Below are 22,259 nucleotides of genomic sequence, written 5' to 3'. Positions count from 1 at the left end.
AGTGATATATGTTATAATGAAAGAGGGTAATGGAGCGAATCTATTACCTTCTTTTATTGTCGATAACGTAGCAATGGATGTGAGAACATGATCATGAGTATGACAGGATTTGGTCGAGGGAAAAAAGAAGGCGAAAACGTACGCGTTACGGTGGAAATGAAATCTGTTAATCACCGTTTTTGTGAAATTTCGATCCGCATACCTAGACAGTGGATGATGTTTGAAGATAAAATAAAAAGAGTGATTACTGAACATATTGCACGTGGACGTGTTGAGGTGTTTGTGACGATTGAAGGAGAACAGCTCGTTGAACGAACGCTACACGTTGACTGGCAGCTTGTCGATGCGTATTATCGGATGCTGACTGATGTGCGCAGCCGGTTTCATTTGAAAGACGATGTATCGCTTCGAGATGTTGTACACATGCTATCAGATGCGGTGGAAATGACAGAACAGCCTGTGCAGAACGATGCGCTTCTCTCTTTACTTTTAGAAGCGACAAAAGAAGCGGTGGAGCAACTAAAATATATGCGCGAACAAGAAGGAAAAGCGCTATTAGCAGATATGCTGACGCAATTGGAAACGATTGAAAAAAGTGCACGTTGCATTGAACAACTTGCGCCAACGGTCGTCGCTTCTTACCGCGATCGCATACATAAACGGGTGCACGAGTTTGTACAAGGTATCGTCGACGAACAACGGCTATTAACAGAAGTTGCTTTATTTGCAGAAAAAGTCGACATTAATGAAGAATTAAAACGCATATATAGCCATATCGAGCAATTCCGTCGCATCGTTTCCGAAGGAGGATCTGTCGGACGAAAGCTCGACTTTCTCGTTCAAGAGCTCCATCGCGAAACGAATACGATCGGTGCTAAAGCAAACGATAGCCACATTGCTTCGGAAGTTGTTAACATGAAAAGCGCCCTTGAAAAAATTAAAGAACAAGTGCAAAATGTGGAGTAGTTTGTTTATTACAGAAGGGTAGGGATCAACATGAAAGAGCGAGGTTTATTAATCGTTTTATCAGGTCCGTCCGGTGTCGGAAAAGGGACGGTGCGTAAAGCTTTATTTTCACAGCCAGACATTCAATTGCAATATTCGATTTCCGTCACAACGCGCAAACCGCGCGAAGGTGAAGTGGATGGCGTTGATTACTTTTTCAAAACGCGCGAACAGTTTGAACAAATGATTCGTGAAAATGAGCTGTTAGAATGGGCGGAATATGTTGGGAATTACTACGGTACGCCAATCGCGTACGTGGAAAAAACGTTGCAAGAAGGAAAAGACGTCTTTTTAGAAATTGAAGTGCAAGGAGCGATGCAAGTTCGCAAAGTGTTCCCAGAGGCGCTCTTTATTTTCTTAGCCCCGCCAAGTTTAAGCGAATTGCGAAAACGAATCGAAATGCGCGGAACTGAATCGGAAGAACTCATTCGCGATCGGTTAAAGGCGGCAAAAGAAGAACTAGAAATGATGGATGCGTACGATTACGTCGTCGAAAACGACCAAGTCGAGCTTGCGTGTGAACGCATTAAAGCGATTGTGATGGCAGAGCATTGCCGACGCGAACGCGTCGCACAACGATACAAAAAGATGTTGGAGGTTGAGTAATATGTTGTACCCTTCCATTGATTTACTTATGACAAAATTAGATTCAAAATATACGCTTGTGACCGTGGCGGCGAAACGCGCCCGTCAATTGCAAGTCAAAAACGATTTAACAATCGAAAAACCTGTGTCGAAAAAATTTGTCGGCAAAGCGTTAGAAGAAATTGCGGCGGGTCATATTGAAGTCGTTAGCGAAGAAGAAGCAACGCAATAACCTACTTACGACAACCTAGTTTTAGGTTGTTATTTTTTTACAAATATCAAAACGAAAGGGGCAACGCTGATGCTTCAGCAAAAAAACATTTTATTATGTGTTACAGGTGGCATTGCTGTATATAAAGCTGCAGCGCTCACAAGCAAACTTGTGCAAGCGGGGGCGAACGTCAAAGTCGTCATGACGGAAGCTGCTTGTCAATTCGTCACACCGCTTACGTTTCAAGCGTTATCAAAAAATGAGGTGTACGTCGATACATTTGATGAAAAAAAGCCAAACGTCATCGCACACATTGATTTAGCTGATTGGGCACATGTCGTACTCGTTGCCCCTGCAACTGCAAACACGATCGCAAAGCTCGCACACGGTTTAGCTGACAATATGGTGACAACGATTTTGCTTGCGACAAAAGCACCGGTGTGGATTGCACCAGCGATGAACGTCCATATGTACGAACACCCAGCCGTCCAACAAAATATGCGCACGTTGCAGTCGTTCGGTTATCGCTTCATTGAACCAGCCGAAGGGATGCTTGCGTGCGGCTATGTTGGAAAAGGACGATTAGAAGAACCGGAAACGATCGTTACGTTGCTTGAACAACATTTTGCAACAAATCACATATTAAAAGGAAAAAAAGTGTTAGTAACCGCTGGTCCAACGCGTGAAAAACTTGACCCTGTTCGCTTTTTCAGCAATCATTCAACCGGAAAAATGGGCTATGCACTTGCAGAAGCCGCACGTGATTTTGGAGCGAATGTCGTTCTTATTTCTGGTCCGACGGCGCTTCCTAGCCCTCCGGGTGTACAAATGATTCGCGTTGAAAGTGCGCAACACATGTACGAAGAAGTGATGAACCATTTTCACGATAGTGACATCGTCATTAAAACAGCAGCGGTGGCGGATTATCGCCCAAAATACGTCGCTGACAATAAAATAAAAAAGCAACAAGGGGACTATACCGTTGTTTTGGAACGAACGATCGACATTTTACAAACGCTCGGTGAACAAAAAACGCATCAATTTTTAGTCGGCTTTGCGGCAGAGACGAACGATGTCGAACAATATGCCAAAGATAAGCTTGCGCGCAAAAACGCCGATATGATTGTCGCTAATAACGTCGTACAAGAAGGGGCGGGATTCGGAACGGATACAAACATTGTGACGCTGTTTAAACGAGACGGAACAGTGAAAAGCCTTCCGCTTTTACCAAAATCGGAAGTGGCAAAAGAAATTTTACGCGAAGTTCATCGTGAAATCGAGGGACGCGTATGACCATTGCTTCTGTCATTGTTGATATTCCAGCTAGTCAAACGGATCGCCCGTTTGATTATATCATCCCGCCTAAGTTTGTCGATATCGTACAACCAGGCATGCGCGTCGTCGTGCCATTTGGCAATAGACTTTTACAAGGATTTGTCATCGAAGTAAAAGAAACGACCGATATGTCCATCGAGCAACTAAAGCCAATCCATTCCCTTCTTGATGTCGTTCCTGTATTAAACGAGGAATTAATTCAATTAGGGAGGTGGCTAACCGAAACGACACTTTGTTTTATGGTATCTGCCTTTCAAGCGATGTTACCTGCGGCGATGAAAGCGAAATATGAGAAAGATATTCGACTCATCGAACAACATATGCCGCTCGTCCACGAAAACGTGCGCGCGCTGTTTCGTGACCGTCTCACCATCCCATGGAGCGAGGTTGAGCAAACGCCATACGTGCGCCTATTGCAACAAGAAATTGCAAATGGTCATATTGAAGTCGTTTATCGAGTTGAAGAAAAAGGAAAAATAAAAACAGAAAAATGGGTCGAATTATGTGCAAATGACGAACATGTCGCACATGCGCTTGCGTCGCTTTCAACGCGCGCAATGAAACAAAAGCAAGTGCTCGAACATTTGTTGACAGCACGGGCTTTACCTTTAAAACAGTTGTTGAGCGAAACAAATAGCGCATGGGCAACTGTTCAAACGCTCATTAAAAAACAACTTGTCGCTGTGAAAGAGAAAGAAATATATCGTGATCCGTACGCGAACCACTCATTTTCCAAAACAAAACCACTCGTCTTAACAGAGGAACAACGACAAGCGCTACATGCGATCGGACAAGCCATTGAACAAAACGTACACGACGTATTTTTAATGTACGGCGTCACCGGAAGCGGAAAAACGGAAGTGTATATGCAAGCGATCGATCTCGTTTTAAAAAAAGGAAAAGAAGCGATTGTGCTCGTCCCCGAAATTTCGCTTACGCCTCAAATGGTCAGACGGTTTAAAGAACGATTCGGCTCTAAAGTAGCTGTTCTTCATAGTGGATTATCACTTGGAGAAAAGTATGATGAATGGCGGAAAATTCAACGAAAAGAAGTGCAGCTTGTCGTTGGTGCTCGCTCTGCCATTTTTGCACCGTTTGAAAACATCGGTATCATCATTATTGATGAAGAGCATGAAACGAGCTATAAACAAGAAGAATCGCCTCGCTATCATGCGCGCGATGTTGCGATTTTTCGCGGCCGTTACCATCGTTGTCCGGTTGTGCTCGGCAGCGCTACGCCATCACTTGAATCGTTTGCGCGCGCGAAAAAAGGGGTATATAAGCAAGTGACGTTAACGAGACGAATGAATGATCATGCGCTTCCACCTGTTGAGATTGTCGATATGCGCGAAGAACTGCGCGCAGGAAACCGTTCCATGTTTTCTCGCCTTTTATATGAAAAATTAACGGAGCGGCTACAAAAAGGGGAGCAGTCTGTTTTGTTTTTAAATCGTCGTGGCTATTCATCTTTTGTCATGTGTCGTGATTGCGGTCACGTCATTCAATGTCCACATTGCGATATTTCGCTCACGTATCATCGCGTGCAGCAGCAACTGAAATGCCATTATTGTGGATACGAACAGCGCATGTCTGCCCATTGTCCTGCTTGTCAAAGCGAACATATTCGTTTTTTCGGAACAGGAACACAAAAGGTGGAAGAAGAATTAACTAAACTTCTCCCTCATGCTCGCGTCATTCGCATGGATGTCGATACAACGAGCCGAAAAGGAGCACATGAACGGCTGTTAAACGAGTTTGGCGACGGAAAAGCGGACATTTTACTCGGCACGCAAATGATAGCGAAAGGGCTTGATTTTCCGAACGTCACATTAGTTGGCGTATTAGCGGCAGACACGATGCTTCATGTCCCTGACTTTCGGGCGGCCGAAAAAACGTTTCAACTGTTGACGCAAGTGAGTGGCCGAGCGGGGCGGCATCATTTGCCGGGAGAAGTCGTCATTCAAACGTATACGCCCGAACATTACAGCATTCAACTAGCAGCCGATCATCACTTCGAAGCATTTTATGAGCGCGAAATGATGAACAGAAAAAAACATGGATATCCACCGTTTTACTATTTAACGCTCATTACCGTATCCCATGTCGATGCGCTGAAAGGAATAAGCATCGCTGAAAAAATCGCTGCACATGTGAAAAAACATTTGTCAGCTGAAGCGGTCGTGTTAGGACCTGTTGCTTCGCCAATTGCACGCATGAACGATAGATATCGTTACCAATGCATGATAAAATACAAGCGAGAAACGAACTTAACGACAGCGCTTCGCGCGATTGTCGAACATTATCAGCGCGACATGGCGCGCGGCGATGTGACGATTACGATCGATTTAAATCCATATATGATGATGTAAATAAGGGAGGAACCATTTTGGCCATTTTACCGATTGTGACATATCCTGCACCCATTTTAGAAACGGTTTGTCAACCAGTCACCGTATTTGACCGAAAGCTAATCAAGTTATTAAATGATATGTACGATACGATGCTTGCGGCCGATGGAGTTGGATTAGCTGCTCCACAAATTGGTGTCGATCAACAAATTGCCATTGTCGACATTGGCGACCGTCATGGGCGCATTGAATTAATTAATCCTGTCATCGTGGAACAGAGCGGCGAACAAATCGGGCCAGAAGGATGTTTAAGTTTTCCGGGATTATTTGGGGAAGTGAAACGTTTCCAATACGTGAAAGTACGTGCGCAAAATCGTCGCGGTCGCCCGTTTGAAATCGAAGCGACCGGCTTTTTAGCGCGCGCGTTACAACATGAGATTGACCATTTACATGGCATATTATTTACGTCAAAAGTGATTCGCTATTATGAAGAAGGGGAGTTCGAAGGATGAACATTGTGTTTATGGGAACACCTGATTTTGCTGTTCCGATTTTAGAACAATTGATCAAAGACGGATATAACGTCGTTGGCGTCGTTACACAGCCAGATAAACCGAAAGGGCGAAAACAACAATTGACGCCACCACCTGTCAAAGTGGCAGCGGAATCGTACGGCATTCCGGTATTTCAACCAACGAAAATTCGCGAGAAAGAACAATACGAGCACGTCATCGCTCTACAGCCTGATTTAATTGTGACCGCTGCATTCGGACAAATTTTACCGAAACCGCTTCTTGACGCACCAACGTACGGTTGTATTAACGTGCATGCCTCGCTTTTGCCTGAGTTGCGTGGAGGGGCACCGATTCATTACGCCATTTTACAAGGAAAAGAAAAAACAGGTATTACCATTATGTATATGGTTGAAAAACTAGATGCAGGCGATATATTAACGCAAGTGGAAGTGCCAATCGATGAGCGCGATACCGTCGGAACATTGCACGACAAACTAAGCCAAGCAGGAGCACGACTACTTTCTGAGACGCTCCCAAAACTGCTTCGAGGCGACATTACACCAATCAAACAAAATGATGAACAAGCGACGTTTGCGTACAACATTAAACCAGAACAAGAGCGAATCGATTGGACAAAAACAGGAGAAGACATTTACAACCATATTCGCGGCATGAATCCGTGGCCTGTTGCCTATACGATGTATGGTGAGGAACGGTGGAAAATTTGGTGGGGAGAAAAAGTACCCGCTTCTTCACAAGCGAAACCTGGTACCATTGTCGCCGTTGAACAAGATGGCATCATCGTTGCGACAGGGAATGAAACGGCAATTAAAATTACGGAACTACAACCAGCTGGGAAACGGAAAATGAGCGCAACTGACTTTTTGCGCGGCACGACGATTTCCATCGGGACAGTATTAGGAGGAACGAATGAGTAACGTGCGAAATGTAGCATTAGATGTGCTAATCGATATTGAAAAAAAACGAGCATATAGCAATTTATCATTACATCATGTGATCGAAACGAACGAATTATCCGCCCAAGACGTTGCCCTTTTAACAGAATTAGTATACGGCACGATTCAGCGACGCGATACGCTTGATTACTATTTACAGCCGTTTATCAAAGGAAAAATCGAGCCGTGGGTGCACCTACTACTTCGCATGTCGCTTTATCAAATGGTATATTTAGATCGAATCCCTGATCGGGCGGTGTTATTTGAAGCAGTCGAAATTGCCAAGCGTCGTGGTCATCGTGGCATCGCTTCGCTCGTCAACGGCATATTACGTTCTGTTCAACGGCAAGGATTGCGCTCCTTGGACGACATAAAAGATGAGAGCGAACGGTTAGCCATCGCGACAAGTCATCCCGTATGGCTTGTGCGCCGATGGATCGAACAGTTTGGCTTCGATGAAACGAAACGGATGTGCGAAGTAAACAACTTCCCACCAGAACAAACAGCGCGAGTAAACGTGATGCGCGTAACCGTTGAAGAAGTTATCGATCGCCTAAAAGAAGAGGGGATAGAAGCTATCCCTTCTTCCATCGTTCCGATTGGCATTAAAATAACAAAAGGAAATGCCGCTAAAACGAGCGTGTTTCGCGAAGGGCTTATAACGATTCAAGATGAAAGTTCGATGCTTGTCGCTTATGCCCTTTCTCCAAACGAAACAGATGTCGTGTTAGACTGTTGTGCGGCTCCAGGCGGAAAAACGACGCATATCGCAGAGCGCATGAACAATCGCGGGCGCGTTGTCGCGTTAGATATTCACGATCATAAAGTAAAACTGATTGAACAGCAGGCGAAGCGACTCGGTTTGTCGAATATAGAAGCGAAACAGCTCGATAGCCGTCAAGCGCATACGCAATTTGCCACTGAAACGTTCGATCGCATATTAGTTGATGCCCCGTGTTCAGGGCTTGGTGTCATTCGTCGCAAACCGGAAATTAAATATGCGAAAAATGAAAAAGATATTACACAACTTGCGGACGTTCAACTCAATATTTTACGATCGGTTGCCCCGCTTTTAAAGCGTGGCGGAACGCTTGTATATAGCACATGTACCGTTGATCGCGAAGAAAATGAACAAGTCATCGCCCAGTTTTTAGCTGAACATCCCGAATATGATCGCGACGAAACACTTGCTTCGCGTCTACCATCGTCTGTTGCGTCATATGTAGATCGCGGCATGTTGCAATTGCTTCCTCATCACGTATATAGCGACGGATTTTTTATCGCAACATTGAAAAAGAAAGGTGACATCATATGAAACCATCCATTTACTCAATGCGTTTAGAAGATTTACAAAGTTGGGTGGAACAGCAAGGAGAAAAGCCGTTTCGCGCCACACAAATTTTTGAATGGCTATATAAAAAACGGGTGACGTCATTTGAAGACATGACGAATATTCCAAAAGCATTACGCGAGCGGTTAGCTGAACATTTTGTCATTACAACGTTAAAAACGCTCGTACAGCAAACATCAAAAGACGGAACGATGAAATTTTTATTTGAGCTTCATGACGGTTATTCGATTGAAACGGTGCTTATGCGCCATGATTACGGAAATTCAATTTGTGTCACGACCCAAGTCGGCTGTCGGATCGGGTGTACGTTTTGCGCTTCGACATTAGGCGGATTAAAGCGCAATTTACAAGCAGGTGAAATCGTTGCTCAAGTCGTCAAAGTGCAAAAGGCGCTCGATGAAACGAATGAACGTGTAAGCAGCATCGTTGTAATGGGAATAGGCGAACCGTTCGATAACTATGATGAGCTAATCAAGTTTTTAAAAATCGTCAACCACCCAAAAGGGTTGCATATCGGCGCGCGTCATATTACTGTATCGACGAGCGGCATCATCCCGAAAATTTATCAATTTGCTGACGAAAATATGCAAATTAATTTTGCGATTTCGCTTCATGCGCCAAATACAGAATTGCGCTCAAAACTAATGCCGATTAATCGAGCTTATAAATTGCCAGAACTCATGGAAGCGGTGCGCTACTACATTGAAAAAACGGGACGACGCGTCACATTTGAATACGGTTTATTTGGCGGTGTAAACGATCAAATTGAACATGCAGAAGAGCTTGCGGAGCTCATTAAAGGATTGAAATGCCATGTCAATTTAATTCCAGTCAACTACGTACCTGAACGCAACTACGTTCGTACACCGCGTGAACAAATTTTTGCGTTTGAGAAAACGTTAAAAAAACATGGCATTAATGTTACGATTCGTCGCGAGCAAGGACACGATATTGATGCTGCATGCGGACAGCTGCGCGCAAAAGAACGAAAAGAGGAGACGAAAGCGTAAGATGTAGCAACACCTATATGAAGGGAGGAAGCGATACTCTTGTGAGTGTCGTGCGTGTATGAAGGCGGTGTTTCAAACGGATGTCGGGAAAATTCGGTCACATAATGAAGATAATGGTGGAGTTTTTATTAATCAGGCAGGCAATTATTTAGCTGTTGTCGCTGACGGGATGGGGGGGCATCTCGCTGGCGACGTGGCGAGTGAAATGACGATGACGCAACTAAAACAATTTTGGGAAGAAACAGGCGAAATGACCTCGCCGCAACAGGCAGAAATGTGGTTAAAAGAACATGTCATGAAAGTAAACGAATCGCTTTTTCATCATTCGCAAACGAACGAGCATTGTCAAGGAATGGGTACGACCGTTGTTGCTGCTATTTGTACAAATCAGTTTGCGACAATTGGACATATCGGTGATAGCCGTTGTTATTTATTGAACGCAAACGGATTTCAACAAATGACCGAAGACCATTCCCTTGTGAATGAATTAGTGAAAAGTGGACAACTATCAAAAGAAGATGCGGAGTACCATCCGCGTAAACATGTACTATTGCGTGCGCTCGGAACGGAACAGACGATTCAGTTAGATGTCAAAACGGTTACGATCGACAAAGGAGATATGTTGCTCCTTTGTTCTGATGGGCTTTCTAATAAAGTGACGGAACAGACGATGATCGACGTATTAACGTCCGACCGTTCGCTTGAGGAAAAAGCGCAAGCGCTTATCAACGTCGCAAACGAGCACGGCGGCGAAGATAATATTACGTTAGCGATCATACAATTTGTAGATGTGGATGAAAGTAGGTGATCGCTCGTGCTCATCGGCAAACGATTAAACGATCGCTATAAATTGTTGCAACTTATCGGCGGCGGTGGAATGGCGAACGTTTATTTAGCTAGAGATATCATTTTAGATCGCGACGTTGCTGTCAAAGTGTTACGCTTAGATTTTGTAAACGATGAATTATTTATTAAACGTTTTCGCCGCGAAGCACAAGCCGCAACAAGTTTAAATCATGAAAATATTGTCACGATTTACGATGTTGGGGAAGATGACGGCATTTATTATATGGTCATGGAATATGTGCGCGGCTGTACGTTAAAACAATATATTCAACAACATGCCCCGCTTCCTGTGCAAGAGGCGCTACGCATGATGGATCAACTAACAGGAGCAATTGCTCACGCGCATCAAAACGGTGTTATTCATCGTGATATTAAGCCGCAAAATATTTTAGTGTCAGAAGACGGAACATTGAAAATTACAGATTTCGGTATCGCTGTCGCGTTAAGTTCAACAACGATTACACAAACGAACTCGGTGTTAGGATCGGTTCATTATTTATCACCGGAGCAAGCAAAAGGCGGAATGGCAACGGAAAAGTCGGATATTTATTCACTTGGTATCGTCATGTTTGAACTATTGACCGGTCAGTTGCCTTTTTTAGGTGAATCGGCTGTCGCGATTGTGTTAAAACATTTGCAAACGGAGACGCCATCTGTACGACGATGGAATCCGAATATTCCACAAAGCGTGGAAAACATTGTGCTAAAAGCAACGGCGAAAAATCCGTTGCATCGCTACAATAGCGCGTTAGATATGCGACAACATATTCGTACCGCTCTTTCACCTGAACGTATAAACGAAGCAAAATTCACGCTCCCTATCGAAGACGATGATGAGGAAACAAAAGTAGTGCCGATTATTAAATCACCTCCTCCATCGCTGGAAAAAAGGGAAAACGTGCCCGCTCCAAAAGAAAAAAGGTCAAAAAAATGGATCGCTTTATGGGCGCTGTTTCTTTTGTTGTTCATCGGGGTTGGAGCGAGTGCGGTCACATGGCTTCCCGATTTATTTTTCCCGAAAGATGTTACTGTACCGGATGTGACGAACAAACATTATGATGATGCGATCGCGGAACTGACATCATTAGGTTTAAAAATCGAAGAAACGATCGAACAAGAACATGATGACATCACCGAAGGATTTGTTATCCGTACGAATCCACAAGCTGGAAAAGTCGTGAAAGCAGGAACGGCTGTCACCATTTATAAAAGTATCGGAAAGAAAAAAGTCGCGTTCGAAAATTATGTGGGTGAACAAATTGCTGATGTCGAACCGCAATTGCGTTCAGAAAAATATTTGCTTATCGATAAAAAAGAAGTATATAGCGATAAGCCAGCAGGGACGATTATTGAACAATTTCCGCTTCCGGGTGAAAAAGTTGTACCAGAAGAAACAGAAGTGCGCTTTACGGTAAGCCTTGGACCAGAAAAAATCATTTTAAAAGATTTAACCGGATATACGGAAAAGAGCGTACGTGACTACGCGGCAGATCAACAATTGTATGTCATCGTCAAACAACAATATTCCGATACGGTCGAAAAAGGACTCGTTATTTCTCAAACGCCACAAGCGAATGCAAAACTAGAAAAAGGAGCAACCGTTACGGTCGTCATTTCCCTCGGAAAAGAGCCGGTACAAACAAAGAAAGTAATTCAAGACATCGACATTCCGTATGAACCGCCTGTTGATGTGAACGAACCAGTCATGGCAGAATTATATATTGAAGACGAAAATCATTCGTTCGCTCAACCGTACAAACGTTATCGCTTAACTAATGACGTGAAAGAGCGTGTCGAATTCGTCATTCAACAAGGAAAACAAGGAAAATATCGCGTCGTTGTAAACGGCACGACGGTGCGCGAAGGTATTGTTCCATATCCAACAACACCGTAGAAGGAGGGAAGCTATGGCGGAAGGAAAAATTATTAAAGCGTTAAGCGGCTTTTATTACGTGTTAAGTGACGGGCAAGTGTATCAATGTCGTGGTCGTGGGGTGTTTCGCAAGCGAAAAGTGACGCCGCTTGTTGGCGATTACGTTTCTTTTCAGGCGGAAAATGAACGAGAAGGTTACATATTAGACGTGTTTGAGCGGAAAAATGAACTTGTTCGCCCGCCGATTGCGAATATTGATCAAGCGATCTTAGTGTTTTCAGCCGTCGAGCCGGATTTTAGCCCAGGATTACTTGACCGCTTTCTCGTGCTCATTGAAGCAAAAAACATTCGTCCGATTATCGTCGTCAGTAAAATGGATTTAGTCGACGATGAAACGAAGCCGCGCATCGAACAATATATTCGCGACTACCGTCAAATTGGATATGACGTGTTAGAAGTATCTGTCAAGACGCGTGCAGGAGTTGACGTGTTATTGCCTTACTTGGAAGGAAAAGTGTCCGTATTTGCTGGGCAATCTGGTGTCGGAAAATCGTCTTTACTCAATGCGTTACGTCCAGGATTACAGCTCAAAACAGGCGACATTTCCCATCACCTTGGACGTGGAAAACATACGACAAGACATGTCGAGTTCATTGAAATTGCCGGCGGCTTTGTCGCAGATACACCAGGATTTAGTGCGCTAGAATTCGATGAGATAGAACTCGAACAATTGCCGCTCTGTTTTCCGGAGTTTGTAGCTAGAAGTGCCGATTGTAAATTCCGCGGTTGTACGCATACAGCTGAGCCGAAATGTGCGGTGAAAGAGGCGTTAGCGTCAGGAGACATTCCATCTTATCGTTATGAACATTACGTAAGCTTTATCGAGGAAATAAAAGAACGAAAGCCGAGGTATTAAACATGGTTAAAATTGCGCCATCCATTTTATCTGCTAATTTTGCTAAACTTGGCGAAGAAATTATCGACGTAGAGCGCGGGGGAGCGGATTATATTCATGTTGATGTCATGGACGGGCATTTCGTCCCAAATATCACCATCGGACCGCTCATCGTCGAGGCGATTCGTCCTGTGACGACATTGCCGCTTGACGTTCATTTAATGATTGAACAACCCGATCGTTATATCCCGACATTTGCAAAAGCAGGAGCAGATTATTTGACGGTGCATGTTGAAGCATGTCCGCATTTACATCGCACGATCCATCTTATTAAAGAACATGGGGTGAAAGCAGGAGTAGCGTTAAATCCGCATACGCCGATTTCGATGGTTGAACATGTGATTGAAGACCTCGACCTCGTTTTATTTATGACGGTCAACCCTGGTTTTGGCGGACAATCGTTTATTCCAGCAGTGCTTCCAAAAATTCACGCATTCTCAACACTCGTTCGTGAACGAGGGGTTTCTGTTGAAATCGAAGTCGACGGCGGCATTCACGCAGAAACGGCAAAGCTTTGCGTCGAAGCCGGTGCGAACGTGCTCGTTGCTGGATCAGCCATTTATAATCAAGCCGATCGTGCTAAAGCGATTCGCGCTATTCGTGAGGGTGTGTCATCTTGACACATCCTTCTTTCTTAGGAGGTGAGCCCATTGATTATTCATCTTGTAGCAGGCGGACCGACCAATCTTTTGCCACATTTACAAGCTTATGACGGAGAAGATGTATGTTGGGTAGGAGTAGATCGCGGCGTTTTAGCGTTGCTTGATGCGGGAATCATGCCAAAGCGAGCATTTGGCGATTTTGACTCAATTGATGAACAAGAGTTACAACAATTGAAAAACAAATTACCTCACATCGACATATGGCCAGCGGAAAAAGATCAAACCGACACAGACATTGCGCTCGATTGGGCGCTGGAACAAAAGGCAACGAAAATTCGTTTGTTTGGGGTGACCGGCGGACGACTTGACCATTTATTCGGGAACGTACAGCTTTTGTTTAAAGGAAAAGACGGGCAAATTGAATTAATTGATCGCCAAAACGTCGTTACGCTTTATCGAAGCGGCGAACATACGGTTAAAAACGAGGGGAATTATTCGTATATTTCCTTTATCCCAATGACCCCGATTCGCGCTTTAACGCTTCGCGGATTTAAATATCCGCTTAATGCGCACGATATACCACTCGGCTCAACATTATGCGTAAGTAATGAACTCATCCATCATTTTGGTACTTTTTCGTTTACTGAAGGCATATTAATGATGATAAGAAGCAAGGATGAAAAATAAACGCTTCGAGGTACGATTTGTGCGGAGATGAATATAATGGTGGAAGAGTGTGCACAGTAGGGAGGGAATCATAGTGAAATTTTATACGATTAAGTTGCCAAAATTTTTAGGTGGAATTGTACGAGCGATGTTAAACTCGTTCAAAAAAGGATAAAAAGCACCAAATGATTGGTGCTTTTTTCTATTACACACGTTCTACTTTTCCGGATTTTAATGCGCGAGCAGAAACCCAAACGCGCTTTGGCTTTCCGTCAACTAAAATGCGAACTTTTTGAAGGTTCGCTTTCCATGTACGGCGGTTCGCATTCATTGCGTGAGAACGAGCGTTTCCGAATGATTTTTTCTTACCAGTTACAAAGCATTTTGCCATTTTGTTTCCCTCCTCACTTGCCAAACTACGTGCTCAAAACACTACTATAATTTATCATACATAAAAACGGATTGCAATACTTCCGATCAACTGTTTCAAGAAAATAACCTTGACATCTGTTTTCTGTTTCGGGTAAATATACTATGGGTAGAAGCTTTTAAAAATAAGCGGAGTATAGTACAATGGCGTTAGCTACCTAACAAGAAAGGGGACTTGAGCGATGTCCATTGAATTACAAACGAAATACGGTCGTGTTGAAATTAGTAACGATGTGATTGCAGCGATTGCTGGAGGAGCCGCGGTCGATTGCTACGGCATTGTCGGCATGGCATCAAAAAATCAATTAAAAGACGGCATTGCTGAAATTTTACGCCGCGAAAACTTTGCAAAAGGCATTGTCGTTCGCCAAGAAAACGATGAAGTGCACATTGATTTATACGTCATTGTTAGCTACGGCACAAAAATTTCGGAAGTTGCGCACAACGTACAAACGAAAGTCAAGTATACGCTAGACAAAACGTTAGGTTTATCTGTTCAATCGATCAACATCTATGTTCAAGGGGTTCGTGTCACGAATCCGTAGTGAGGAGGAACTAATCTGTGGCAATGACAACATTAGATGGGAAACGCTTTGCACAAATGGTGTTGCAAGGCGCGACACATTTAGCGAACAACGCAAAAACGGTAGACGCATTAAACGTTTTTCCAGTTCCGGATGGGGATACAGGAACGAATATGAATTTGTCGATGACGTCCGGTGCGAAAGAAGTAAAAAACCACGTATCTGATCATATCGGAAAAGTGGCGGGCGCATTAGCGAAAGGATTGCTAATGGGAGCGCGCGGCAACTCGGGCGTTATTTTATCACAACTATTTCGTGGATTTGCGAAAGCGATTGAACAAAAAAGCGAAATTAACAGCAAAGAGTTTGCAGCTGCGCTTGAAGCGGGCGTGCAGACAGCGTATAAAGCGGTGATGAAACCGGTTGAAGGCACGATTTTAACGGTTGCGAAAGATGCGGCAAAGCGCGCAGTAGCTGTGGCGAAAAAAGAAGCTGACATCGTCGTTGTAATGACGGAAGTATTAAAAGAGGCAAAAGCATCGCTGAAGCGCACCCCTGATTTACTTCCTGTATTAAAAGAAGTAGGTGTCGTCGACAGCGGCGGCCAAGGTCTCGTATTTGTGTACGAAGGATTTTTAGCGGCGTTAAAAGGTGAAACGATTGCAGAAACAGAAGCGTTGTCGATGGGACAGCTCGTTCGTACCGAACATCACCGCAACGTGCAAAGCCATCTTAGCGCAGATGATATTGAATTTGGGTATTGTACGGAATTTATGGTGAAGTTTGAACAAGATAAAGTAGCGAAACATCCATTTCGTGAAGAGACGTTCCGTCAAGATTTGAGCCGCTTCGGCGATTCGCTACTTGTCATTGCAGATGATGAAGTAGTGAAAGTGCATATTCACGCAGAACAACCGGGCGAAGTGCTCACATACGCGCAACGTTACGGAAGCTTAATTAATATTAAAATCGAAAATATGCGTGAACAGCATGCAAATATCGTCCATCAAGAGATGCAGCCGCCGAAAAAACAAGAGCGCATCCCATACGGCATCGTTGCGGTAGCCATGGGCGATGGCATTGCTGAATTATTTAAAAGCATTGGTGCTCATGCGGTCATCGAAGGCGGACAAACGATGAATCCGAGCACAGAAGACATCGTAAAAGCAATTGAAGAAGTAAATGCGCAAACGGTATTTGTGTTGCCAAACAATAAAAACATCATTTTAGCAGCCCAACAAGCCGCTTCTGTCGCTTCATGTGATGTGGTCGTCATTCCGTCGAAAACGGTGCCACAAGGCATGACCGCTTTGCTTTCATTTAACCCTTCTGCGACAAAAGAGGAAAATGAGCAAGCGATGACGGAGGCACTTGCGCGCGTGAAAACAGGACAAGTGACGTTTGCTGTCCGCGACACACATATTGACGGAGTAGAAATCGCGAAAGACGATTATATGGGAATTGCCGATGGCAAAATTGTCGTATCTCATAAAGAGCTTTATTCTGTCGTTGAGACGCTACTTACGCATATGATTGGCGAAGAAGATGAAATTGTAACAATTCTTTCTGGTGAAGATGCAACCGAAGAACAAACTGCGCACATCGTTCAATTTATTGAACAACAATTCCCGCATGTGGAAGTTGAAACACATCATGGCGGTCAGCCGTTATATCCGTTTATTTTTGCGATTGAATAAAACGCATGGTTGCTATTCACATACGATAAAAGAAGGGGAACGTTCCCCTTCTTTTTCGTGAAGATGACAAAGGGGAGGAAAAAATGAAATATCGCAGTGTATTTGATATTATCGGTCCGATTATGATTGGTCCGTCGAGCTCGCATACGGCAGGAGCAGTACGCATCGGCAAAGTGGCACGCAACTTATTCGGCAGAAAACCAACGTGGGCGGATATTTTCTTTTACGGTTCATTTGCCCAAACGTATAAAGGACACGGAACAGATGTCGCCATCGTCGGCGGTTTATTAAATTTCGATACGTTTGATGAACGAATGAAAACATCGTTGCAAATCGCCAAACAAGAAGGGATTCGCATCACGTTTCATGAAGAGGAAGCCATTCCTCCTCACCCAAATACAGCAAAAATTCGCCTCGGCGATGAACAAGGTGAGCTTGAGCTTGTCGGCATTTCCATTGGCGGTGGGAAAATCGAAATTATTGAGCTAAACGGTTTCGAGCTGAAGCTTTCTGGTCATCATCCTGCCCTTTTAATTATGCATAATGACCGTTACGGTGCCATCGCAGGAGTAGCGAACGTGCTAGCGAAATATGCGATTAATATCGGCCATATGGAAGTATCGCGAAAAGAAAAAGGAAAACAGGCGTTAATGGCGATCGAAGTCGATCAAAATATTGATGATGCGATCGTTGAGCAATTAAAAGCGTTACCACATATTATTGATGTAACAAAAATTGTTGAGTAAAGCGGTGCAAAGGGGAGGCAACGATGTTTCGAAATGTAGCAGAACTTGTCGAACGAGCAGAACGAGAACAAATGAAAATTGCAGAAGTAATGATTCGTCAAGAGATGGAAGTGACAGAGCGCAGCCGAGAGGACATTATTGCGCAAATGGAGAAAAACTTACAAGTGATGGAGCAAGCCGTCATTCGCGGACTAGCGGGTGTTCGTTCGCATTCCGGATTGACAGGCGGCGATGCGACACGTTTGCAACAATATATTGCACGCGGCCAATTTTTATCGGGAGAAACGATTTTAGATGCCGTCAGTAAAGCGATGGCAACGAACGAAGTAAACGCAGCGATGGGAATGATTTGTGCAACACCAACAGCAGGATCAGCTGGTGTCGTTCCAGGCACATTATTTGCGGTGAAAGAAAAACTGCAGCCGACGCGTGAACAAATGGTTGAGTTTTTATTTACAGCTGGTGCGTTCGGATTTGTTGTCGCAAACAATGCATCCATTTCCGGTGCGGCAGGAGGTTGCCAGGCGGAAGTCGGTTCAGCGGCAGGTATGGCGGCGGCAGCGCTTGTCGAGATGGCTGGCGGTACGCCAAGACAAGCGGCAGAGGCGATGGCGATCGCTTTAAAAAATATGCTTGGACTCGTTTGTGACCCCGTTGCAGGGTTAGTGGAAGTACCGTGTGTCAAGCGAAATGCAATTGGAGCGGCAAATGCAATGATTGCTGCTGACATGGCGCTTGCTGGCATACAAAGCCGCATTCCGTGCGATGAAGTCATTGAAGCGATGTTCCGCATCGGCCAGACGATGCCAGTGTCATTAAAAGAAACAGCACAAGGAGGGTTAGCGGCGACGCCGACCGCTCGCAAATTCGAAGCGGATATTTTCGGTAAGCCAAACAACGAACGTGAGTGACGTATTACATCAATCAGTCACAGCGATTAAAGGAATTGGAGAAGAAACAGCCGCCGCGCTTCATGAAATGGGGATTGATACAATTGAACAACTGTTGTATCATTTCCCTTTTCGTTACGAAGATTATCGCATATGTGCATTAGAAGAAGCAAAGCACGATGAAAAAATTACGATCATTGGCAAAGTGTATAGTGAGCCTGTGCTTACGTATTATAGCCGCAAAAAGTCGCGCTTAACGTTTCGCGTCCTTGTTGACCGATTTTTAGTGACGGCTGTTTGTTTTAACCAACCGTATTTGAAAAAAAAGCTCACCCTGCACGAAACGGTGACGATCACAGGCAAGTGGGACAAACATCGTCAAACGATCACCGTACAGCAGCTGCATATCGGCGAAATGAAGCGACAAAAAGAAATCGAACCGGTCTATTCAACGCGTGGCGACTTGACAGTAAAAGGCATGCGGCGCTTTATTGCACTCGCTTTACAACAATACGGTGATGCGATTGTCGACCCGTTGCCGAGCGAGCTATTGCAAACATATCGCCTTATATCAAAACGTGATGCGATTCGGGTGATTCATATGCCGCTTTCGCACGAGCAACTAAAGCAAGCACGACGCCGTCTCGTTTACGAAGAGTTTTTACTTTTTCAATTAAAAATGCAAGCGTTAAAAAAATATCGTCGTGAACAGTCACCAGGTATTGCGCATCGCTTTTCAGATGGGCAACTTCAATCGTTTATTCAATCGCTTCCGTTTCCGCTAACGAATGCTCAGCAACGCGTTGTACGTGAAATTGTGCAAGATTTAAAATCGCCATATCGCATGAATCGCCTACTACAAGGAGATGTCGGTTCCGGAAAAACAGTCGTTGCTGCCATTGCATTATATGCGGTGTATTTATCAGGGTATCAAGGAGCGTTAATGGTACCGACGGAAATTTTAGCCGAGCAACATGCTGAATCGCTTCGTGCGCTGCTTGAGCCGATGGGTATTCGTGTCGAACTGTTGACAAGTTCGGTAAAAGGAAAAAGGCGCAAACAGCTACTTGAACAGCTCGCTTTAGGTGACGTTCATGTTGTTGTCGGCACGCATGCCCTTATTCAAGACGACGTGAATTTTGCGAAACTTGGCGTTGTCATCACAGACGAACAACATCGCTTTGGAGTAGAGCAGCGACGCATTTTACGTGAAAAAGGACAATCGCCTGATGTGCTATTTATGACCGCCACTCCGATTCCACGCACGCTTGCCATTACGGCATTTGGAGAAATGGACGTGTCCATCATTGATGAAATGCCAAAAGGAAGGAAAAAAATTGAAACGTATTGGGTGAAACACGATATGCTTGAGCGTGTATTTCAATTTATGGCGAAACAAGTTGATGCGGGTCATCAAGCATACGTCATTTGCCCGCTCATTGAGGAATCGGAAAAACTGGATGTCCAAAACGCGATCGACGTGCATGCGATGTTGACGCACTACTATAAAGGGCGGTATCGCATCGGGCTTATGCACGGCCGTCTATCTTCAGAAGAAAAAGAAGAAGTGATGCGTGCATTTAGCGCCAATGACATTCATATTTTAGTATCAACAACGGTCGTAGAAGTCGGTGTAAACGTCCCGAACGCAACCGTGATGGTCATTTACGATGCCGACCGTTTTGGTCTTTCGCAACTTCATCAGCTACGCGGACGAGTTGGGCGCGGACAAGCCCAATCGTACTGTATTTTAGTCGCTGATCCAAAATCAGAAGCAGGAAAAGAGCGAATGCGCATTATGACAGAAACGAACGACGGTTTTGTGCTATCAGAAAAAGATTTAGAGCTGCGCGGACCGGGCGATTTTTTCGGCACGAAACAAAGCGGCATGCCTGAATTTCGTCTCGGCGACATCGTTCACGATTATCGCATTTTAGAAGTGGCGCGACAAGATGCGGAACGCCTCATTGCCTCGCCTTCGTTTTGGCGCGAAGAAAAATACGCTTTTCTTCGCGAACATTTACAACAATCAGGCGTTTTAAACGGCGAAAAATTAGATTAAAAGTTGTTGAAATGGAAGCACGGGTGTTATATACTACTATTAGTACCTAGTAATAATTCGGATGGTGGATCGAAAATGAGAAGAAATAAACGCGAACGGCAACGACTACTGCAAGCAACGATTGAAGAAAATCCATTTATTACGGACGAACAACTTGCCGAAAAATTTTCAGTCAGCATTCAAACGATCCGCCTCGATCGCTTAGAACTATCGATTCCGGAGTTGCGTGAGCGCATTAAACATGTTGCTGAGCGCACATTTGCTGATGAAGTGAAGTCGTTGCCTATTGAAGAAGTGATCGGAGAAATTATCGATATGCAGTTGGACGAAAGTGCAATTTCCATTTTCGATGTAAAAAAAGAACATGTATTTAAACGAAATCAAATTGCACGAGGACATCATTTGTTTGCGCAAGCGAACTCGCTCGCAGTCGCGGTCATTAACGATGAATTAGCATTGACCACCAAAGCAAACATTCGCTTTATGCGCCCGGTAAAAGAAGGGGAGCGAGTCGTTGCCAAAGCAAAAGTAAAAAATTTAAACGAAAACGGTCGCACGATCGTCGAAGTGAATAGTTACGTAGGTCAAGAGCTTGTTTTTCAAGGAGAATTTCATATGTACCGCTCAAACGTTGTTAAAAAGGATGGAGAAAATGATGAAAATCGCAATTGATGCCATGGGAGGAGATCACGCACCAAAAGAAGTCGTGATCGGTGCACAAAAGGCGATTGAGCATTTCAACGATATCGAAATTACGCTTATTGGGAACGAATCGCTCATTCGCCCGTACATAACAAACAATGAACGACTATCGATCATTCATACGGAACAAGTCATTGAAGCAACAGATGAGCCCGTTCGTGCCGTTCGCCGCAAAAAAGAGGCGTCCATGGTGCTAATGGCAAATGAAGTAAGCGAAGGACGTGCCGATGCGTGCATTTCAGCTGGGAATACAGGCGCTTTAATGGCGGCGGGGCTGTTTATCGTCGGTCGCATCGAAGGCATTGACCGTCCAGCGCTTGCGCCGACGCTCCCAACGATTGATGGAAAAGGGTTTGTACTGTTAGATGTTGGTGCTAACGTAGACGCCCGTCCAGAACATATATTGCAATATGCGTTTATGGGTGCAGCATACGCCGAAAAAGTACGCGGGGTTGAACGACCGCGCGTCGGGCTGCTAAACGTAGGGACAGAAGACCAAAAAGGCAATGAGCTAGCTAAAAAAGCGTTTCAGCTTATCCAACATACATCGTTAAATTTTGTCGGCAACGTAGAGGCGCGCGATTTATTAGAAGGCGTAGCTGATGTTGTTGTTACTGACGGATTCACCGGCAACGTCGCACTAAAAACGATCGAAGGCACGGCAATCGCTATTTTCTCGATGTTAAAATCGGCATTGACAAGCAATGTTGTAAGCAAAATGGCGGCGCTTGCGTTAAAGCCACAACTTATGCAGTTGAAGAAAAAAATGGATTATGCAGAATATGGCGGTGCAGCACTGTTCGGTTTACGAGCACCTGTCATTAAAGCGCACGGTTCATCTGATGCTCACGCGATGTTTCACGCTGTGCGTCAGGCGCGAGAAATGGTTGCAAACGAAGTAGTACAAACGGTAAAGCAATCGATAGCGGAAATAAAACAATAAGAGGTGAC

23 protein-coding genes are annotated in these 22,259 nt (G+C 44.5%); 22 read left to right on the top strand and 1 reads right to left on the bottom strand.

The window, feature by feature from the left end; all coding sequences use genetic code 11:
- Positions 1 to 87 precede the first annotated feature (87 nt).
- The 15 genes from NSQ23_RS09515 to spoVM all read left to right on the top strand — a co-directional run bounded on the left by NSQ23_RS09515 (position 88) and on the right by spoVM (position 14,433).
- Positions 88 to 966, top strand: coding sequence for a YicC/YloC family endoribonuclease (locus tag NSQ23_RS09515; protein ID WP_339170423.1), 879 nt, complete (start codon positions 88 to 90; stop codon positions 964 to 966).
- 30 nt (positions 967 to 996) lie between these two features.
- A complete protein-coding gene (gene gmk / locus NSQ23_RS09510; protein ID WP_006323143.1) occupies positions 997 to 1,611 on the top strand; it encodes a guanylate kinase in 615 nt (204 codons plus the stop codon).
- A gap of 1 nt (position 1,612) precedes the next feature.
- The gene (gene rpoZ / locus NSQ23_RS09505; RefSeq protein ID WP_003395016.1) at positions 1,613 to 1,822 is read left to right on the top strand and encodes a DNA-directed RNA polymerase subunit omega; all 210 of its coding nucleotides are present in this window, start codon (positions 1,613 to 1,615) and stop codon (positions 1,820 to 1,822) included.
- A gap of 69 nt (positions 1,823 to 1,891) precedes the next feature.
- Positions 1,892 to 3,094 carry a bifunctional phosphopantothenoylcysteine decarboxylase/phosphopantothenate--cysteine ligase CoaBC gene (gene coaBC / locus NSQ23_RS09500; RefSeq protein ID WP_339170420.1) on the top strand — a complete coding sequence of 401 codons (1,203 nt, stop codon included), beginning with the start codon at positions 1,892 to 1,894 and terminating at the stop codon, positions 3,092 to 3,094.
- Entirely contained in the window at positions 3,091 to 5,505 is a 2,415-nt protein-coding gene (gene priA / locus NSQ23_RS09495) for a primosomal protein N' (protein ID WP_339170418.1), read from the top strand. The genes coaBC and priA overlap by 4 nt, the downstream gene beginning before the upstream one ends.
- Before the next feature lie 17 nt (positions 5,506 to 5,522).
- Positions 5,523 to 5,996, top strand: coding sequence for a peptide deformylase (gene def / locus NSQ23_RS09490; RefSeq protein WP_339170415.1), 474 nt, complete (start codon positions 5,523 to 5,525; stop codon positions 5,994 to 5,996).
- Entirely contained in the window at positions 5,993 to 6,937 is a 945-nt protein-coding gene (gene fmt, locus NSQ23_RS09485) for a methionyl-tRNA formyltransferase (protein ID WP_077429464.1), read from the top strand. Before def ends, fmt begins: the two co-directional genes overlap by 4 nt.
- Complete coding sequence (gene rsmB / locus NSQ23_RS09480; RefSeq protein WP_077429463.1) at positions 6,930 to 8,270, top strand: 16S rRNA (cytosine(967)-C(5))-methyltransferase RsmB; 1,341 nt, start codon at positions 6,930 to 6,932, stop codon at positions 8,268 to 8,270. Before fmt ends, rsmB begins: the two co-directional genes overlap by 8 nt.
- Positions 8,267 to 9,316 carry a 23S rRNA (adenine(2503)-C(2))-methyltransferase RlmN gene (gene rlmN, locus NSQ23_RS09475; RefSeq protein ID WP_339170413.1) on the top strand — a complete coding sequence of 350 codons (1,050 nt, stop codon included), beginning with the start codon at positions 8,267 to 8,269 and terminating at the stop codon, positions 9,314 to 9,316. The genes rsmB and rlmN overlap by 4 nt, the downstream gene beginning before the upstream one ends.
- 58 nt (positions 9,317 to 9,374) lie before the next feature.
- Positions 9,375 to 10,124, top strand: coding sequence for a Stp1/IreP family PP2C-type Ser/Thr phosphatase (locus NSQ23_RS09470; protein WP_339170411.1), 750 nt, complete (start codon positions 9,375 to 9,377; stop codon positions 10,122 to 10,124).
- Positions 10,125 to 10,130: 6 nt separating this feature from the next.
- A complete protein-coding gene (gene pknB, locus NSQ23_RS09465) occupies positions 10,131 to 12,056 on the top strand; it encodes a Stk1 family PASTA domain-containing Ser/Thr kinase (protein WP_339170409.1) in 1,926 nt (641 codons plus the stop codon).
- A gap of 13 nt (positions 12,057 to 12,069) precedes the next feature.
- Complete coding sequence (gene rsgA / locus NSQ23_RS09460; RefSeq protein ID WP_192954012.1) at positions 12,070 to 12,951, top strand: ribosome small subunit-dependent GTPase A; 882 nt, start codon at positions 12,070 to 12,072, stop codon at positions 12,949 to 12,951.
- 2 nt (positions 12,952 to 12,953) lie between these two features.
- Positions 12,954 to 13,610 (top strand): ribulose-phosphate 3-epimerase, encoded by a 657-nt coding sequence (rpe, locus tag NSQ23_RS09455; protein WP_129000108.1) that lies wholly within the window; start codon positions 12,954 to 12,956, stop codon positions 13,608 to 13,610.
- Between the two features lie 30 nt (positions 13,611 to 13,640).
- Positions 13,641 to 14,279: a thiamine diphosphokinase gene (locus NSQ23_RS09450; protein WP_006323123.1), complete on the top strand. Its 639-nt coding sequence runs from the start codon at positions 13,641 to 13,643 to the stop codon at positions 14,277 to 14,279.
- Positions 14,280 to 14,352: 73 nt separating this feature from the next.
- Entirely contained in the window at positions 14,353 to 14,433 is an 81-nt protein-coding gene (gene spoVM / locus NSQ23_RS09445) for a stage V sporulation protein SpoVM (protein ID WP_003394991.1), read from the top strand.
- Between the two features lie 30 nt (positions 14,434 to 14,463).
- Here spoVM and rpmB read toward each other — a convergent pair whose 3' ends face one another.
- Positions 14,464 to 14,649 (bottom strand): 50S ribosomal protein L28, encoded by a 186-nt coding sequence (gene rpmB / locus NSQ23_RS09440; protein WP_021094248.1) that lies wholly within the window; start codon positions 14,647 to 14,649, stop codon positions 14,464 to 14,466.
- A 220-nt stretch (positions 14,650 to 14,869) separates the two neighbouring features.
- On the opposite strand from rpmB, the gene NSQ23_RS09435 reads away from it, so the two are divergent.
- The 7 genes from NSQ23_RS09435 to plsX all read left to right on the top strand — a co-directional run bounded on the left by NSQ23_RS09435 (position 14,870) and on the right by plsX (position 22,251).
- A complete protein-coding gene (locus NSQ23_RS09435) occupies positions 14,870 to 15,232 on the top strand; it encodes an Asp23/Gls24 family envelope stress response protein (protein ID WP_004891123.1) in 363 nt (120 codons plus the stop codon).
- Between the two features lie 17 nt (positions 15,233 to 15,249).
- Entirely contained in the window at positions 15,250 to 16,908 is a 1,659-nt protein-coding gene (locus tag NSQ23_RS09430) for a DAK2 domain-containing protein (protein ID WP_339170407.1), read from the top strand.
- 83 nt (positions 16,909 to 16,991) lie between these two features.
- Positions 16,992 to 17,654, top strand: coding sequence for an L-serine ammonia-lyase, iron-sulfur-dependent subunit beta (sdaAB, locus tag NSQ23_RS09425; RefSeq protein ID WP_129000111.1), 663 nt, complete (start codon positions 16,992 to 16,994; stop codon positions 17,652 to 17,654).
- A gap of 23 nt (positions 17,655 to 17,677) precedes the next feature.
- Positions 17,678 to 18,565, top strand: a complete 888-nt coding sequence (gene sdaAA, locus NSQ23_RS09420; RefSeq protein WP_004891117.1) for an L-serine ammonia-lyase, iron-sulfur-dependent, subunit alpha — start codon at positions 17,678 to 17,680, stop codon at positions 18,563 to 18,565.
- Positions 18,558 to 20,606 carry an ATP-dependent DNA helicase RecG gene (gene recG, locus NSQ23_RS09415; protein WP_064220612.1) on the top strand — a complete coding sequence of 683 codons (2,049 nt, stop codon included), beginning with the start codon at positions 18,558 to 18,560 and terminating at the stop codon, positions 20,604 to 20,606. The genes sdaAA and recG overlap by 8 nt, the downstream gene beginning before the upstream one ends.
- Positions 20,607 to 20,681: 75 nt before the next feature.
- A complete protein-coding gene (gene fapR, locus NSQ23_RS09410) occupies positions 20,682 to 21,278 on the top strand; it encodes a transcription factor FapR (protein WP_035018741.1) in 597 nt (198 codons plus the stop codon).
- The gene (gene plsX, locus NSQ23_RS09405) at positions 21,262 to 22,251 is read left to right on the top strand and encodes a phosphate acyltransferase PlsX (protein WP_192948323.1); all 990 of its coding nucleotides are present in this window, start codon (positions 21,262 to 21,264) and stop codon (positions 22,249 to 22,251) included. The genes fapR and plsX overlap by 17 nt, the downstream gene beginning before the upstream one ends.
- Positions 22,252 to 22,259: the final 8 nt, after the last annotated feature.

Source organism: Anoxybacillus sp. FSL W8-1294 (assembly GCF_037965005.1).
GTDB lineage: Bacteria > Bacillota > Bacilli > Bacillales > Anoxybacillaceae > Anoxybacillus > Anoxybacillus flavithermus_G.
The sequence above is the reverse complement of the archived record's forward strand: the minus strand, read 5'-3'. Positions and strand labels throughout refer to the sequence as shown.

Coding starts and splice junctions, on each gene's coding strand:
- NSQ23_RS09515 (WP_339170423.1), top strand. CDS start 88: ATGATCATGAGTATGACAGGATTTGGTCGAGGGAAAAAAGAAGGCGAA.
- rpoZ (WP_003395016.1), top strand. CDS start 1,613: ATGTTGTACCCTTCCATTGATTTACTTATGACAAAATTAGATTCAAAA.
- rlmN (WP_339170413.1), top strand. CDS start 8,267: ATGAAACCATCCATTTACTCAATGCGTTTAGAAGATTTACAAAGTTGG.
- plsX (WP_192948323.1), top strand. CDS start 21,262: ATGAAAATCGCAATTGATGCCATGGGAGGAGATCACGCACCAAAAGAA.
- sdaAA (WP_004891117.1), top strand. CDS start 17,678: ATGTTTCGAAATGTAGCAGAACTTGTCGAACGAGCAGAACGAGAACAA.
- gmk (WP_006323143.1), top strand. CDS start 997: ATGAAAGAGCGAGGTTTATTAATCGTTTTATCAGGTCCGTCCGGTGTC.
- rsgA (WP_192954012.1), top strand. CDS start 12,070: ATGGCGGAAGGAAAAATTATTAAAGCGTTAAGCGGCTTTTATTACGTG.
- NSQ23_RS09470 (WP_339170411.1), top strand. CDS start 9,375: ATGAAGGCGGTGTTTCAAACGGATGTCGGGAAAATTCGGTCACATAAT.
- coaBC (WP_339170420.1), top strand. CDS start 1,892: ATGCTTCAGCAAAAAAACATTTTATTATGTGTTACAGGTGGCATTGCT.
- fapR (WP_035018741.1), top strand. CDS start 20,682: ATGAGAAGAAATAAACGCGAACGGCAACGACTACTGCAAGCAACGATT.
- rsmB (WP_077429463.1), top strand. CDS start 6,930: ATGAGTAACGTGCGAAATGTAGCATTAGATGTGCTAATCGATATTGAA.
- priA (WP_339170418.1), top strand. CDS start 3,091: ATGACCATTGCTTCTGTCATTGTTGATATTCCAGCTAGTCAAACGGAT.
- sdaAB (WP_129000111.1), top strand. CDS start 16,992: ATGAAATATCGCAGTGTATTTGATATTATCGGTCCGATTATGATTGGT.
- fmt (WP_077429464.1), top strand. CDS start 5,993: ATGAACATTGTGTTTATGGGAACACCTGATTTTGCTGTTCCGATTTTA.
- rpmB (WP_021094248.1), bottom strand. CDS start 14,649: ATGGCAAAATGCTTTGTAACTGGTAAGAAAAAATCATTCGGAAACGCT.
- NSQ23_RS09435 (WP_004891123.1), top strand. CDS start 14,870: ATGTCCATTGAATTACAAACGAAATACGGTCGTGTTGAAATTAGTAAC.
- rpe (WP_129000108.1), top strand. CDS start 12,954: ATGGTTAAAATTGCGCCATCCATTTTATCTGCTAATTTTGCTAAACTT.